Annotated in this window: 13 protein-coding genes; 7 read left to right on the forward strand and 6 right to left on the reverse strand. The window is 66.2% G+C overall.

What is annotated here, in order from left to right:
- Positions 1–148: 148 nt before the first annotated feature.
- The 3 genes from nadC to nadA are packed head-to-tail and all read right to left on the reverse strand — an operon-like array spanning position 149 to position 3,614.
- A complete protein-coding gene (gene nadC, locus IJ15_RS0109005) occupies positions 149–1,009 on the reverse strand; it encodes a carboxylating nicotinate-nucleotide diphosphorylase (protein WP_031938006.1) in 861 nt (286 codons plus the stop codon).
- Complete coding sequence (locus tag IJ15_RS0109010) at positions 1,006–2,583, reverse strand: L-aspartate oxidase (protein WP_031938007.1); 1,578 nt, start codon at positions 2,581–2,583, stop codon at positions 1,006–1,008. Before IJ15_RS0109010 ends, nadC begins: the two co-directional genes overlap by 4 nt.
- Positions 2,583–3,614: a quinolinate synthase NadA gene (nadA, locus tag IJ15_RS0109015; RefSeq protein ID WP_031938008.1), complete on the reverse strand. Its 1,032-nt coding sequence runs from the start codon at positions 3,612–3,614 to the stop codon at positions 2,583–2,585. Before nadA ends, IJ15_RS0109010 begins: the two co-directional genes overlap by 1 nt.
- A 103-nt stretch (positions 3,615–3,717) precedes the next feature.
- Here nadA and IJ15_RS0109020 point away from each other — a divergent pair, with 103 nt between their 5' ends.
- The gene (locus IJ15_RS0109020) at positions 3,718–4,452 is read left to right on the forward strand and encodes an NUDIX hydrolase (protein WP_031938009.1); all 735 of its coding nucleotides are present in this window, start codon (positions 3,718–3,720) and stop codon (positions 4,450–4,452) included.
- A 19-nt stretch (positions 4,453–4,471) separates the two neighbouring features.
- On the opposite strand, the gene IJ15_RS0109025 is transcribed toward IJ15_RS0109020, so the two are convergent.
- Positions 4,472–4,813, reverse strand: coding sequence for a YciI family protein (locus tag IJ15_RS0109025; protein WP_031938010.1), 342 nt, complete (start codon positions 4,811–4,813; stop codon positions 4,472–4,474).
- 486 nt (positions 4,814–5,299) lie between these two features.
- On the opposite strand from IJ15_RS0109025, the gene IJ15_RS0109030 reads away from it, so the two are divergent.
- The 5 genes from IJ15_RS0109030 to IJ15_RS0109050 all read left to right on the forward strand — a co-directional run bounded on the left by IJ15_RS0109030 (position 5,300) and on the right by IJ15_RS0109050 (position 12,083).
- Positions 5,300–6,565 carry a DUF1214 domain-containing protein gene (locus IJ15_RS0109030; RefSeq protein ID WP_156112058.1) on the forward strand — a complete coding sequence of 422 codons (1,266 nt, stop codon included), beginning with the start codon at positions 5,300–5,302 and terminating at the stop codon, positions 6,563–6,565.
- Between the two features lie 392 nt (positions 6,566–6,957).
- Entirely contained in the window at positions 6,958–8,328 is a 1,371-nt protein-coding gene (locus tag IJ15_RS0109035) for an ABC transporter substrate-binding protein (RefSeq protein WP_231569472.1), read from the forward strand.
- A 90-nt stretch (positions 8,329–8,418) separates the two neighbouring features.
- Positions 8,419–9,534, forward strand: a complete 1,116-nt coding sequence (locus tag IJ15_RS0109040) for a DUF1214 domain-containing protein (RefSeq protein ID WP_031938013.1) — start codon at positions 8,419–8,421, stop codon at positions 9,532–9,534.
- 368 nt (positions 9,535–9,902) lie between these two features.
- Positions 9,903–10,850, forward strand: a complete 948-nt coding sequence (locus IJ15_RS0109045) for a DUF1214 domain-containing protein (RefSeq protein WP_156112059.1) — start codon at positions 9,903–9,905, stop codon at positions 10,848–10,850.
- 399 nt (positions 10,851–11,249) lie between these two features.
- Positions 11,250–12,083, forward strand: coding sequence for an IclR family transcriptional regulator (locus tag IJ15_RS0109050; RefSeq protein WP_081880658.1), 834 nt, complete (start codon positions 11,250–11,252; stop codon positions 12,081–12,083).
- Between the two features lie 75 nt (positions 12,084–12,158).
- On the opposite strand, the gene IJ15_RS0109055 is transcribed toward IJ15_RS0109050, so the two are convergent.
- Both IJ15_RS0109055 and mqo read right to left on the reverse strand, forming a co-directional pair.
- Positions 12,159–12,962: an alpha/beta fold hydrolase gene (locus IJ15_RS0109055; RefSeq protein WP_031938016.1), complete on the reverse strand. Its 804-nt coding sequence runs from the start codon at positions 12,960–12,962 to the stop codon at positions 12,159–12,161.
- A gap of 72 nt (positions 12,963–13,034) precedes the next feature.
- Positions 13,035–14,543, reverse strand: coding sequence for a malate dehydrogenase (quinone) (gene mqo / locus IJ15_RS0109060; protein WP_156112060.1), 1,509 nt, complete (start codon positions 14,541–14,543; stop codon positions 13,035–13,037).
- A 91-nt stretch (positions 14,544–14,634) separates the two neighbouring features.
- On the opposite strand from mqo, the gene IJ15_RS0109065 reads away from it, so the two are divergent.
- Positions 14,635–15,549, forward strand: a complete 915-nt coding sequence (locus IJ15_RS0109065; RefSeq protein ID WP_031938018.1) for a LysR family transcriptional regulator — start codon at positions 14,635–14,637, stop codon at positions 15,547–15,549.
- Positions 15,550–15,552 lie beyond the last annotated feature (3 nt).

Consider the following 15,552-nt stretch of genomic DNA (forward strand, 5'->3'; position numbering starts at 1 on the left):
CGAACTCGGATACCGGCATCGCCATGGCGGCACTGTACCGCCGAAACAGGGCGACAGGGGCGCAACGCGCAGTACCGCTTCCGAGATCCGTGTCCGGGCAGTGACTGCCCGGACACGGAACTCGACAGAAGGAGAGCTCTTCCTCCGCCTACATGTCCAGGCCGAGATCCAGCACGGTCACCGAATGAGTGAGGGCACCGACCGCGAGGAAGTCCACACCGGTCGCCGCGTAATCCGCCGCCACATCGAGACTGAGTCCACCCGACGACTCGAGCCGAGTCTGCGGAGAGACCGTGTCACGGCGCTGCGCCGCGATCTGCGTCTGCCACAGCGGGAAGTTGTCCAACAGCACGAGGTCGACGCCCTCCGCGAGCACCTCGTCGAGTTGAGTGAGGTTGTCGACCTCCACCTCGCACTCGATATCGGGCGCCGCCGCCCGCACCGCACGCAACGCAGCGACGACCGATCCCGCCGCAGCCACATGGTTGTCCTTGATGAGTGCGGCATCGCCGAGGCCCATCCGGTGGTTGACGCCGCCGCCGACCCGCACGGCGTACTTCTGCAGACCCCGGAGTCCGGGCAGGGTCTTTCGGCTGTCGCGGATCCGGCACTCTGTCCCGGCGACCGCGTCGACCCACGCCGAGGTGGCGGTGGCGATACCGGACAGGTGACAGATCAGGTTGAGCATCGTCCGCTCGGCGGTCAGCAGGCCGAGAGTGGGGGCACTGACCGTGAGTACCGCGTCACCGGGCTGGATGCGGGTGCCATCGGCGACCCGCCCCCGGATCTCGTAGTTGCCGGCACCGATGACTTCGTCGAGCACCGTCAGACCCACGTCGATACCCGCAACGGTCCCGGCAGCCCTGGCCACCACGGACGCCGTTGCCACAGCACCCTCGGGGACGGTCGCTACAGAAGTGACATCGGGGCCGTACCGCAGGTCCTCGTCGAGCGCGGTACGCACCAACGTCAGGGTCTCCTGCGGATCGAGTCGCTCCAGCGTGGTCATCGTGCTCCTGTCGATTGCAATTCGGATACTTCCAGTTCGCCGTCGCGACCGATGCGGACCGGGATGCTGCGGCGGTAGTCGTCGGACGTCTCCGGGAAGTCCGTCCGGGTGTGACACCCTCGACTCTCACGTCGCGCGGACGCGGCCAGCACGAGAGCCGACGCCGCCACCGTGAGCGCGGTGTCCTCGAGCGCGACGTCGTTGCCGGCCACCGCCACTCCACTGTTCGCCAGTTCTGCTGTGGCAAGGGCCAGGCCGTCGCCGTCCCGCACGACCGACGCGTGCGCCGTCATGAGTGCCTGCACCCGCTCGCGCGGGGCGCGCCGACGGAACGGCAGCAGCAGATCGTCCGCTTCCACGGCCAGATCCGCTCGCTCGCTCGCCGCCAATCCCACTCGCTCGCCGACGACCAATCCCTCGAGCAGACTGTTCGACGCGAGCCGATTGGCGCCGTGCAGGCCCGTGCGGGCGACCTCCCCGGCCGCGTACAGCCCAGGCACCTCGGTGCGCCCGTGCACGTCCGTGACGATGCCCCCACACGAGTAGTGCGCGGCCGGAGCCACCGGGATCAACTGCTCCGTCGGATCGATTCCCGCAGCCAGGCACGATGCGGTCACCGTCGGGAAGCGGGTGGCGAACCCGGCGAGGTGGCGGGCGTCGAGGTAGACGTGATCGGTCCCGGACTCCCGCAACCGTCGGGCGATGGCCCGCGAAACGACGTCCCGTGGTGCCAGGTCCCCCTGCGGATGCACACCGTCGGTGACCGAACGTCCGTCGGCGTCCACCAACCGTGCGCCCTCACCACGGACCGCTTCGCTGACGAGCGGCCGTCGTCCGACCCCGCCCGGCGCGAACAGGACGGTCGGGTGGAACTGCACGAACTCGAGATCCGCCACGGCGGCACCCACCTCGAGCGCCAGTGCGATGCCGTCACCGGTGGACCCGGGCGGATTGGTGCTGCACGAGTACAGCTGCCCCAGGCCTCCGGTGGCGAGTACCACGGCCGGCGCATGGATGACGCCGAGTCCCTTGTCCGACAGCGCGATCAGGCCCGTGACACCTCGACGGTCGGTGGTGACGCGTGCCGCGGTGGCCCCGAACAGGACCGGCATTCCGGCAGCATTCAGCGCCCGCTGAACCTCGGCGCCGGTCGCGTCGCCGCCGGCGTGGACGATGCGCCGAGTGCTGTGCCCACCCTCGCGGGTGCGCGACACCGCACCGTCGGAGCCCGTGTCGAACACCGCGCCCAGCGCGGTGATCGCGGCGAACGCCTCCCGTCCGGCGGAGACGATCGACCGGACGGCGGCCTCGTCGCACAGTCCCGCGCCGGCAACGCACGTGTCGCCTGTGTGCGAGTCCACCGAGTCGGTGCGGGGGTCGCCCACGATCGCGATCCCGCCCTGCGCGTACTGCGTGGCGGTGTCGGTCGGGCCACCCTTGCTCAGCACGAGCACCCGGAGTCCCCGCGCGGCCGCCACCCGTGCGGCCGTCAGTCCCGCGACGCCACCACCGACGACGACGAGATCTGCGCGCGCCTCCCACACGACGCCGTCACCCCCGGGCCCGGCGACCATTACTCGCCGCCGCCGGGGTTTCCGATCTCGATCATGCGCTGCACGGACTTTCGGGCGCGGTCGGCGACGTCGGGGGCGACGTGAACCTCGTCCTTGCCCTCGACGAGGCAGCGCAGCAGCGCAGCGGGGGTGATCATCTTCATGTAGGGGCACGACGCGCGATCGTTGACCGCCTGGAAGTCGACGCCCGGCGCGGCCTTGCGCAGCTGGTGCAGCATGCCGACCTCGGTCGCGACGAGGACCTGCTTGGCACCGGTCTCGCGGGCGGCGTCGAGCATGCCACCGGTCGAGAGGATCTTGACCTTGTCCTCGGGTACGAAGCCCTCACCCGCGAGGTAGAGCGCCGACGTCGCGCAGCCGCACTCGGGGTGCACGAACAGTTCGGCGTCCGGGTGGCTCTTCGCCTTCGCCGTCAGCTCGTCGCCGTTGATGCCCGCATGCACGTGGCACTCGCCGGCCCAGATGTGCATGTTCTCGCGGCCGGTCACCCGCTTGACGTGGGCGCCGAGGAACTGGTCCGGCAGGAACAGCACCTCGCGGTCCGGGTCGATCGACGCGACGACGTCGACCGCATTGGACGACGTGCAGCAGATGTCGGTGAGACCCTTCACCTCTGCGGTGGTATTGACGTACGAGACGACCAGCGCGTCGGGATGCTCGGCCTTCCATTCGCGCAACTGCTCCGCGGTGATGGAGTCGGCGAGCGAGCAACCGGCCCGCTCGTCCGGGATCAACACGGTCTTCTCCGGGCTGAGAATCTTGGCGGTCTCGGCCATGAAGTGGACACCACAGAACACGATGGTGCCCTCTTGCGCCTCGGCGGCGATCCGCGAAAGCGCCAGCGAGTCACCGACGTGGTCGGCGACGTCCTGGATCTCGGGCAGCTGATAGTTGTGCGCCAGGATCGTGGCGTTGCGTTCCTTCGCCAGACGGCGCACCTCGGCCGCCCACTCGGGCCCGGCCTCGACGCCGGTGTATCCACCGGGGCCATCCACGATCTGTCCTGCACCCGCCCACAACGTTGACGTCATGGCCACTCCTTCTTCGCGAAGCTCGTTCACGGCTCCGCCACTACAACCCGGGCGGGCTGGCCCGAATTTCCGAAATCGAGGTTTTCGACTTAGGATCGAAAACATGTCACATGGTAGCACCGTCCACGAAGTACTCACCGCGGTGTTCCAGGTTCGGCCCACCCCGGAAACCATCACCGCAGGTGACGGCAATCACGGGGGTGGCGGCTGCCGTTCCGACGAACTGATGGTCCTGCTGTGGCAGCGCGCACTCGATCCACAGAAGGGCACCTGGTCGCTACCGGGCGGCGCTCTGCGGGACGACGAGGACCTCAAGACGTCGGCCGGACGCCAACTCGCCGAGAAGGTCGACGTCCGCGAGGTGGCCCATCTCGAGCAGCTGTCGGTCTTCAGCGACCCGCACCGAGTTCCCGGGGATCGCCGGATCGCCTCGACCTACCTGGGCCTGGTCCCCCTCCCCTCCGACCCGCAGTTGCCACCCGACACCGCGTGGCACCCGGTGTCGGCACTACCGGAGATGTCGTTCGATCACGGCACCGTCGTCGAACATGCCCGGGCACGACTGGCCGCGAAGCTGTCGTACACCAACATTGCGTTCGCCCTCGCGCCGGACGAGTTCTCGATGTCCACTCTTCGCGAAATCTATTGCGCTGCACTCGGATATCAGGTCGACACCACCAACCTCCAGCGGGTCCTGACCCGACGCGGTGTCATCACCGCGACCGGCAACACCGCACGGTCCGGGCGTACCGGAGGCCGGCCGGCGACCCTCTACCGATTCACGGACACCCGGCTGCGTGTGACCGACGAGTTCGCGGCCCTGCGACCGCCCGCCTGAACCCGCGAGAACGACTGCGTCAACTGGCGGGGTCGTACATGAAAGCGCGCACCTCCTGCGCACACCGGCAGGCGCCGGCGATCTTCGCGGCCCATTCCAGAGCCGCCTCGCGGGTAGGCAACTCGAGCACCGCGTAGCCGCCGCCGAGTTGCCCCGTCTGCGGGTACGTGCCCGCGGTCACCGTGCCGTCCCCATCCACCAGGACGGGCGGAACGCCCTCGTCGATTCCACCTCCGAACACCCAGACACCGGCGGCCCTCGCCTCCTCCACCACCGCATGCGCGGCATCCGAGGCTGCCCGCAGATCGGCGTCGGAAAGAACCATGGCGCCACTCGGGAACGAGATCAGGTACTTCGTCATCGTGTCGACTCCTACTTCGCGCGGCAGGGACATGCCCCATCCTCGCCGACACATCCGCGCTCGTGGATCACGAAGCATCGAAATCGCCGCGACGATTCCGCCATCACGTGGTCGCTCGGCAGTCGCTCACGGCCGAGAAGAATCCACATCCAGCTAATCTCACGCGCTTACATCAGCTCCGATTCCGCTACCCCCGCGCGTCCCACGGAGTGGCACAGCGATGAATGTCCAGTCTCGCTCAGCGAGAGCGCACACCTCTAGTGATCCCTACGGATTACTAACTTGGTGAGTGGAATCACATCATCGCGGGTCCCAGGAGGCCACCCGATGTTCAGCGAACGATCGACCGCCGGAACACGCGCCGACACTGCGCCGACCCGAAAGGCGGCGCGCCTGGATCGCCCCCTGACATCGCCGTGACATTCCGATCGATGGCGGCACGGCCGTCACAGGACGAAGCATCCACCTCCCGAAAGCGAGCAACTCATGGACAACCTTCCCCGCGAACACGGGCAGGACATCGCCCAACTCGACGCGGCATGGCTGAGCTTGTGCGCGAACCTGCGCAACGCATCGAAGATCATCACCGACGACCCGCGATCCGCCGATCCCGAGGTTCGAGCGAAGGGGTACCGCTACCTACTGAACCTTCTCAACGCGGGCCTCGAACAGGGCGTATTCACTGCAGATCCCGACTTCCCCGAAGTCGGTCATCTGCAGGACAACACGAAACGCTATGCCACGGAGTCGCCCGACTGCCTGTTCGGTCACACGGAACTGGACCCCGCCGGCACGTATCGAGTCACGGGCACCGGTGGGCGCGCCCGCTACATCGGGCTGACCCTGTACGACACCGTCAGGCTGTACGAGAAGGCGCAGTCCGGCGAGGATCAGCCGAAGGACTTCCGTGCCGCATTCAAGGCCGCCACCGGCTCCACCCTCGGCGCGATCTCCAACCCGGGTGGAATCACGTTGCAGGAGAACGGCGATTTCGAAGTCATCATCAGTGCCGAGCCGTACTCGACCAATTGGCTCCCGATGCACCCCCAGGCCGGGAACATCATCACACGTCAGTACTTCTACGACTGGGATGACGAGGAGCCCTACCACATCTCGATCGAACGAATCGACACGGAGAGCGACGGTCCCGTCACCGAACCCCGGACCGTGACCCGTCACGTCGAACACCTCGGCCGGTACGTCGACGGATTCGCCGAGTACTGGTCCACGATGTACAGCCTGCGCGACGGCGAACGCAACGTGCTTCGCACACAGCCCCCGGTCGAGTCGACGTACGCAAGCGACGGCGCCTCGATCGCCTACGGCGGTGGAACCTTCGAGATCGCCAACGACGAAGCCCTCATCCTCGAGGTGACACCACCGGACTGCCACTTCTGGAACATCCACCTCGGCGACTACTGGGGGCAGTCCCTCGACTACACGTATCGCCAGACCTCGCTCAACGGACATCAGGCAACTCTCGACGAGAATGGAGTCTTCCGAGCGGTGGTCGCCCATCGTGACCCGGGAGTCCGCAACTGGCTCGACACCGCAGGAAACACTTTCACCCGCTGCGTCTACCGGTGGTGGCTCACCACCGGTTCCGAGTTCCCCGCGCCTTCCGTACGGAAGGTCAAGTTCGCGGACCTGCCCACCGAGCTGCCGGACTCCACGTCACGAATCGATCGTGCCGAGCGGCGAGAGATCCTCTCTCGCAGGCGCAGAGCAGTGCTGAAGCGTTACCGGCGGTAGAACGAACTTGTCTCGATGAGCGAGAGTACCCGGCTTCCGCTATGCCGCCCGTCACATCATGGCAGCAGCACGTGGCAACACGCCGGGTGCGAGATCCCGGCCGCTTGTAGGCGTCACATACATGCGCCCCTTAGCCTTTCGGAGGTAGTTGAATGGCATTCCGACACTTTCGCAGAACGATTCACATGGCGTTCGCTGCGACCGCGGCGTCGGTCGTTCTGGCATCGTGTGCCTCCGCAGACGGGTCCGGTGCTGCACCCGCCGTCTCGCGAACGACAGAGTCCGGCTTCGTCGGGCAACAGTCCGATTCACCCGGAGACCCCGTTCGAGGTGGGATCCTCACTTTCGGCGCATACGCCCCGATCGCGAGCCTCGATCCCCTGAAGACTCAGATGGCCGGGTCCACCGGCGGTTCGGAGATGGCGGCGATCTACGACGTCCTGGTCAAGTACAACGCACAGACCAAGCAGTTCGAGCCGCAGCTCGCCAAGTCCGTCACGGTCTCGGACGACCAACTCAGCTGGACGATCTCACTGCGAGACGGCGTCACGTTCAGCGACGGATCGCCGCTCGACGCCGCCGCAGTGAAGTCGAGCATCGACAGATTTGTCGCAGGCAAGGGATCGGGAACGGATCTGTGGCGCGACACGGTCACGGAGATCGCCACACCGGACGCTCACACCGCCGTAGTGACGTTGAACAAGCCATGGTCCGACTTCCAGTCCATGCTCGCGACAGGATTCGGATTGGTCGTGGCTCCCGGCTCGGGCGCCGGCGACTCCTTCACACCGATAGGCTCCGGGCCCTTCACAGTCGAGCGATTCGCCCAGCACGAAGAGTTGGTTCTCAAGCCCCGGGAGGACTACTGGGGAGGAAAACCCTACCTCGACAAACTGCGGTTCGTCTCCCTCGGCGGTGACCAGTCGACGTTCGAATCGCTGCAATCCAACGGCATTCAGGCGGCCTTCCTGCGTTCCCCGGAAGTTGTGGCCCGGGCACGCGCGGCCGATCTTCCTGGATTCATCGACACCCAGGACCTTGGTGCTATCGGTCTGATCAACAACCGCCCAGGACGCCCCGGCGCCGACGTTCGTGTTCGCCAGGCAGTGGCGTACGCGATCAGCCCACAAGCCATCGACGACCGCGTGAACAACGGAACCGGCCTGCCCGGCTCCGACATGTTCCCCGAGTTCTCCCAATGGCACACTGACGTCTCCGGCCTGCAGACGGATCCGGAAAAGGCCAAGTCGCTCCTGGCAGAGGCGAAGTCGGACGGCTACGACGGCCACATCTCGTTCCTGTCCCTGCAGGAACCTACTTCCCAGCGGCGGGCTCTCGCCGTTCAGGCAATGCTGCAAGCCGTCGGGTTCACGGTCGACATCGACTACATCACCACTGCTACGGATCAGACGAAGCGGGTACTCATTGAGCACGACTTCGACGTCGCCGGCAGCTCCCTGAGCTTGAATGACGCGGTTCCTTTCCAACGTTTGAACTCCGCGCTGCAGAGCAACTCCGTTCTCAACTCGACCGGCTACTCGAACCCCGAGATGGATGCCCTCCTCGGCGACCTTCAGTCCGCTCGAATGCCTGATGAGAAGAGGGAAATCTTCGCGCGCATGCAGCAGTTGGTCAACGACACCGTGCCGTTCATGACGTGGTCGGCGCAGACGGTGCTGGTCCCGTGGAACTCGAAGGTGCACGGCGTCACCCCCACCCTCGACAGCGTGATGCTCTTCGACAAGGCCTGGCTCGCATCATGATCCGAATCGGTTCCGAGCACTGATCCGATCCTGTTCGGCAGCTCGGCCAGACGGTCACCGTCCTGCCTCGTCGTCCCGAAAGGCTCCGCTATGACTTCACCGACGCCCACAGATCAAGCAGCACTCGCGGAGGCGCTGCAGCACATCGGCACGACCCTGTCCGACTTCGGCGCCGCCTACCCGAAACTGGAGGCACCCGATCGGCAGATCGACACAGCCGAGGGCTTCCGACTGTTCCTGCGATACCTGACCATCGGCATCGATCAATTCGTCGAGCATGCCGACCCGGCTTTCCCTGCCTTCTACCAGAAGTCCCGAGACGGCGTTCGCAAATACGCCGGCGACAGCCCCGCACAGCTGTACGACAGCAGTCCCGTATCGGGCCGCTACGAGTACGAGGTGACGGGCAACATGCGAGAAACCGCACTGATCGAATTCACTGTGTATTCAGGAGATTTCAGTGGCTCCGATCAGCGACCACGCCGACTCGTCGCGAGCATCACCGACGAGGACCTACAGGTCTCCGACAACGGCGACTTCAGTATCCGGCTGTCGAGAAACGCCACCGGGCCCAACACACTCGCACTCGACGACGACGGCAGCAGCCTCTCGGTTCGCCGATACCTGCGCGACCCCAGCACCGACAGACCACGCCCCCTCGAGATCAGACGTGTCAGCGCAGGCCCGGACCGGCCGGAACTCGGCACCGAGGACCTACGCCGCGGGATGATGCGCGCCGCCGACTTCGCTTCCCACAACACTGCAATCTGGGCGCGTTGGGTGGCCGATAATCGAGCCCGGAAAACCAACGTACTCAGTCCCATGCACGATTCCGGCGACATTCACACCCCACGCGGACATCGCTACTGCAACGGGTACTGGTCCATCGCCGACGGTCACGCGCTGATCATCTCCTTCACCCCGCCGCGTGATTCCTATTGGAGCTTCGTTCCCATGAACTACTGGATGGAGTCTCTCGAATGGAGATTCGGCAACCGCGTGTACGCCACCAGCCTCGACGCCGAACCCGGCCCGGACGGGATCGTTCGCCTCGTCATGGCAGCAACCGACCCGCACCTCGGTGATCACCTCTGGATCGACACCGACGGCCATACAGAAGGCGCCATGGCATTGAGGTTCGGTCGTTGCACCGAGGACGTCGGGGATGTGCGCATCGAACTGATCACTCCGGCCCCCACCCACTGAGCAAACCCCACAAGCATCCTTGTCCGACCGATCCAGAAGGAGTCCTTCCGTGACCGACACGCCCATCCTCGCCACCGATGCGCAGCGCCGACTCGAGACGGCCGCACGCGAAATCCTGAAAACGGACGAAATGCTCCATGAGATCGGGCGGGTGGAAGCGCTCTACGCGCGCGATCCGCAGGGCTCCACGCATACAGGCAAGGGCACCATGGCCCGTGCCGCCCACTCGATCGCTGTCGCGTGCACGCAGTACGCGCTGAGCGAGAACCCATACGACCCAGCGCTCATGTGGGGGGTCACCGCACCGCACAAAGTTCCTCGGCCTCGAGCTCCCCCGGTCCGGATTCGGAATCGAGAACCCGGACAACGTGTATCGGAAGACAACCGTCTCCGGCGATCACCGGTACGAGATCCGCGGAACAAGGACGGCGGCGGCGCCCCCGGAAGTCCATTTCGAGATGCGGGAAGGACTGCCGGGCACCACGGGGATGACGCAGGAGGGCGGACAGCAGGTCGCAACGCTGGGAGGCGACGCCATCGTCACCGACGCATCCGGAAACTTCACGATCACCATTGACACCCGAGCGACGGGTGAGGGCCCCAACCACCTGTCCATCCCTGCCGGGAAGGACTCGTTTCTCATCGTTCGCGATCTCCTCAACGACTGGGAGAGAGAACTACCCACTCGCGTGGCAATCGTCGCCCTCGACATCGAGCAGGACGACTCGCAGATCGACGTTTCGCAGGTGGCCAAGCGCTCCGCTGAACTTCTTCGCACCCTTGCACCGTTCTGGCTCGACTACTTCAACCGCTACAGCTACGGAGCGCGCCCCCGGAATGCCGTTCCCGCACCCCGCGTTCGCCCCGGCAATCGAGGGATGTCCACCGGCGGCCATTTCTCGCTGCAGGACGAAGACGCCCTCGTCGTCACCTTGGACCCGGCCGGAGCCGACTATCTGGGAATCCAGATCACCGATCCATGGGGTGTGGCATACGAGTACATCCACCGGACCAGCAGCCTCAACACGACTCAAGCACAGAAGAACGACGACGGCACATACACATTCGTGATCTCACGCCAGGACCCGGGCGTTCACAACTGGCTCGATCCACAAGGATGGCCGGATGGCCTGATCGCCGTCCGCTGGCAGTCGGTCACCGACCCCTGCCCCGACAATGCAGTCCGGGCGAGCACCGTGGTCAAGTTGGATCAACTCGACCGGCATCTGCCGGAGGAGAGTGTTCGTGTGTCGACGGTGGAACGTGACTTCCAGCAAGCGATACGGGCAACAGCCTTTCAACGCCGCTACCTATGAGCCCGACAGAAGCGACGCGCGACGACCACGCGGGCAGGCCCATCGCTGCGCTCGCGGTGGCCCTCGCGGTGGCCTGAAGTTCGAGGAATCCCAGCCCACTTCGCATCCACCGGGATCCGCGACCCTTTCCTCTCGTGTGCGCCTACAACCATTCCGCTATTGACAGTAGACGGTCGTCTACTGTCAAATTGGCAAAGCATCGAAAAGAGATGCGCCACACGGCCGGCCGAGTCGTCCGCAGACCTCCGCGCGACGCGTCCGGAGGCGATCTTCGGGTCGCGGGCGCCTGAATGCACACGGAGGAAAGGGCCGGCCCTGCGCCGGCTCCCCTACCTGTCAGGCACCGACTCGGCCGCCGAGGGATCCAATGGCCCGCAAGCACAGGATGTCGCCGCCAGGATGATTAGCACTGAATTTGAGGCAAGACCTGCACTGCAGGACGGAATGATCGCCCGTCTCACACGAATACTCGACGCCTTCGACACGTCTGGTTCCGTGCTGAGCTTGGAGGCCGTGGCCTTCCGCACGGGACTCACGCGTTCGAGCACCCACCGAATCATCGTCCAGCTCACAGCCAGCGGCTGGATTCAGCGGATGCCCGACGGCGGCTATCGTCTCGGGTCGAGAGCCTTCCGATTTCGTGGCGCCCACTCCGAAAGCCACGACCACCTCCGCAGCGTTGCGGTCGAGCCACTCCGGTCGCTCCACATTCGCACGGGTTTGGTTTCGCACCTGGCCGTTCTCGACGGTCCGGACGTCCTGATTCTCGACAAGTTCGGCGGCCCCTCGGCAACACTCGTGCCGTCGAGGATCGGCGGACGACACGCGCCCCACATCAGCACCGGCGGTCGGGCCATGTTGGCAGCGTTGCCCGCGGAAACTGTCGACGAGATCGTTGCCGACCGCCTGGAGCGCTCGAGATCGACCTGGACCCGCCAACGGATGTACCAGGAACTCAGCCGGATTCGACGGCGGCGGGGTATCGCGATCGATGAAACCGGTAGGGACACCAGGGACATCGCCTCGGTCGCCGCGAGCATCATTCTGCCCGGCCTACCGCCGGCGTCGATCTGCGTCTGCTTGAACCGGGCGAGCGATGCTCTCCGAGTGGTGCCGCTCGTAGCGGCAGTGACACGCTCCATCGAGTCCCTCGGCCTGCCCGCCGCCGCCCTACCCGGCGTTCGAGCACATGAAGACCTCAGCGGCGCTGTTCGAGATCAGCTCCCCCGGTAGCCCCTACCGTGCGGGCAGGGACTTCGTGCCGGTCGAGATCTGAATCCGGCCCGAACTCGGAAGGTCAGGGCGGGTTCATTCCGGTGACTCCCGGGTCGACGCCGAGCTGCCACCGAGCAGGATCGTGCCGACCAGCGTCGGGTCGTCGGTCATCGGCACGTGCCCGATGCCCGGCAGCACCATCACGCGCGCCTGAGGGAAGACGTCGCGTACCCGGCGCGCCTGATACACAGGCAGAATCACGTCTCGCCGGCCCCACGCGACGGTGATCGGCACATCCGGATCCACGAGCGGCGGGAAACCGAAAGATGCCGTCGTCACACGATCGAGCAGGGCGTTCGTGGCGAGTGAACGGGCGCCGATCACCGCGTCCTCGTACGAAATCTGACTGGGATGCCCGTAGAAGGCAGCAAGTGAGGGGTAACGCAGGCCCCGAAATCGCATGGTTTCCGGCATCCGCGATCCCATCGCCCGGGTGAGGCCCCGCATCGTCCGGAACGTCAGGCGAGTGCGCGCCTGGTCGGCGCGATTGACGAAGAAGCCCGCCGGCGACAAGGCGGTGGCGGACGCGACCTCACCGCGCGATGCGAGGGCCAAGGCGAGCCAACCCCCGAGAGAGTTCCCGGCGATGTGTGAGCGTTCCCCCGCCGGCGTCACGGACCGGACGAAGCCGCCCAACTCGTCGACGAGCCGGCCCAGCACGTCGTCGCCTTCCTCGAGAGCGGCGGACTCTCCGTGTCCGGGCAGGTCGACGGTCACCACCCGGCGATACGGCGTCAACTGGTCCAACACCGCCGCCCAGGTCTGCCGACGATCCAACACCCCGTGCACGAGGATCAGCGTGGGCCCGGAACCGGAAACATCGTGACAGAGATCCATACCCAGAAGCTACCGTCGACACGGCCCGCGAACTGCCGATCAGCCCAACGGGCGGGTCCGGCGACGGACCCGTCATTCCGAGCGCCGCAGCAGATGCAGCAGATGCCCGGTGCGATCGAGGTTTCCGTCGACCTCCTGCTGGTCGCGGCCACCGTCCGCGCCGAGGCCCGGCATGAGCTTGCGCAGCACCGGGTCCCACTCCGGACGCTGGTGCGGGAAGCACCGGCCGAGGACGTCGGCCATGAGTGACGGCGCGACCGACGCGCCCGGTGAGGCACCCAGCAACCCCGCGATCGTTCCGTCCGCGCCGACGACGACCTCCGTCCCGAACGTCAGCACACCGATCCGGCGCGGATCCGGCTTGACGAGTTGGGCGCGCTGCCCGGCCTGCACCACATTCCAATCCGCCGGGTCGGCCGCCGGATAGAAGCGCTGCAGTTGCGCGAACTTCCTTCGGCGCGAGGCGAACAGCTCGACCAGGAGATAGCGCACGAGCGGGAGGTTCTGGATTCCGACGGCCAGGAGAACGGCGACGTTCCGGAACCGGATGGTGGTCAACAGGTCCGTCAGCCTGCCACGCACGAGCAGTCGGGTACTGAAGGTGGCGTACGGGCCGAACATCAGCGAGGGCTGGCCGTCGACGACGCGCTTGTCGAGGTGCGGTACCGACATCGGCGGCGCGCCGAGCGCGGCCTGTCCGTACACCTTCGCATCGTGCCGCGCGACGACCGTCGGGTTTCCGGTGCGCAGGAACTGGGCGCCGAGCGGGAAGACCGCATACCCACGCACCTCGGGAATTCGCGCCTTCTGCAGCAGCTTCAGCGCGTACCCACCGGCACCGACGAAGACGAATCGCGACCGGATCCGGAACCTGCCGCCCGTCGCACGGTCATGCCCGGTGACGATCCAGATTCCGTCAGCTCCGCGGGTGAGGGACGTGACCTCGTGCCGCAGGCGGATCCGCGCCCCGGCGCTCGTCATCACGCGTACCAGCGCATGAGTCAAGGCACCGAAGTCGATGTCGGTCCCGTCCTCGTAGCGCGTTGCGGCGACCGCCTCGGCATCGCTTCGGCCCTCCATCAGCAGCGGCGCCCACTCCCGGACGGTCGAGGAATCCTCGGTGTACCGCATCGCCGAGAACATCGGCAGGTGCCGCAATGTCTCGAATCGCTCACGCAGATAGGCGATGTCACGTTCCCCGAACACGACGTCCATGTGCGGGGTGGGGTTGATGAACGATGCCGGGTCGTGCACGTCACCGCTCTCGACGAGCGCCGCCCAGAACTGCCGTGACCGATGGAATGACCGGCCGATGTCCTCGGCCTTGCCGGAATCGCCGGCATCGGGCATGTAGTTGAGTTCGCACAGGCCGGAATGACCCGTACCAGCGTTGTTCCATGCGTTCGAGCTTTCGCCCGCCAGTTCCCCGAGACGCTCGAGCAGTGTGATCGACCAGTCCGGCTGCAGCTTCGCCAGCAGCGCACCGAGCGTTGCGGACATGATGCCGCCGCCGACGAGGACCGCGTCGAGAATCTCCTCTGCGGCACCACCGTCCGGTCCCCCGCGATTCGCCTGATCCATTGCGTGCCCCTCTCCTTGCAGGTATGCGAGCAAGGCTGCCCCGGAGAAACCCATCCGTCCAATGATGTTCTGGTGAACTTATGATCCGAATATGGATGATTCGATTCCCAGCGAGATCGATGCCGTCGCGCCCCTGCTCGCCGCCTTCGACGCCGCCGCGGCGGAAGGGCACGTCACTCGCGCGTCCGAGCAACTCGGAGTACCGCAGTCATCCCTCAGCAGGCGCCTGAAGGCCCTCGAGAGGACCCTCGGCGTGCAACTGTTCCAACCGGCGGGGCGCCGAATCGCCCTCACGTCGCAGGGACGAGAGTTGTTCGAACGCACCCACGGACTCGTCCGGGCACTCGACGACGCGATTGCGGCGGTGCGCAGCAACGCCGATCCCGAGAGCGGGCTCGTGCGATTCGGGTTCCCACTGACTCTCGGACCGGTGAGCATTCCCTCCCTGCTCGCGGACTTCCACAGCACCGCACCCCGGATCCGCCTGCACCTGACGCAGGATCACGGCAACGCCCTCGCCGAGATGGTGCGCGACGGCCGACTCGACCTGGCGGTGATGATCCCCTGCCCTGACGATCTGCCCGCCACCGAGCTCGGGCACCAGCGCATCCTGCTCCACGTCGCCCGCGGCCACCGGCTCGCCTCCCGCAAGCGCGTCGATCTCGCCGAACTCGCCGACGAGCCGTTCATCGCCAGCCCGCCGTCGTACCACCTTCGCCGGATCCTCGACTCGTCCTGCGCGCGAATCGGGTTCGCGCCGCGGGTGTCGTTCGAGATCACCGAGTTCGAGACGATCCGGGCCCTGGTCGCGCACGGACTCGGCGTGGCCGCACTACCGGCCGCGGAAGCGCCGCACCCGGGCCTGGTCGCAATTCCACTGCGGGGTGTACCGGACCGCAGCATCGGCTTGGTGACCGGCCACTACCGCCCCACTCCGGCCGTGACGCGACTCCGCGACCACATCGCCGCCCACGCGAGCGCCTTCACCTCGGACCACCGCCCCTAGGGC

The organism is Prescottella defluvii, assembly GCF_000738775.1.
Taxonomy (GTDB): Bacteria; Actinomycetota; Actinomycetes; order Mycobacteriales; family Mycobacteriaceae; genus Prescottella; species Prescottella defluvii.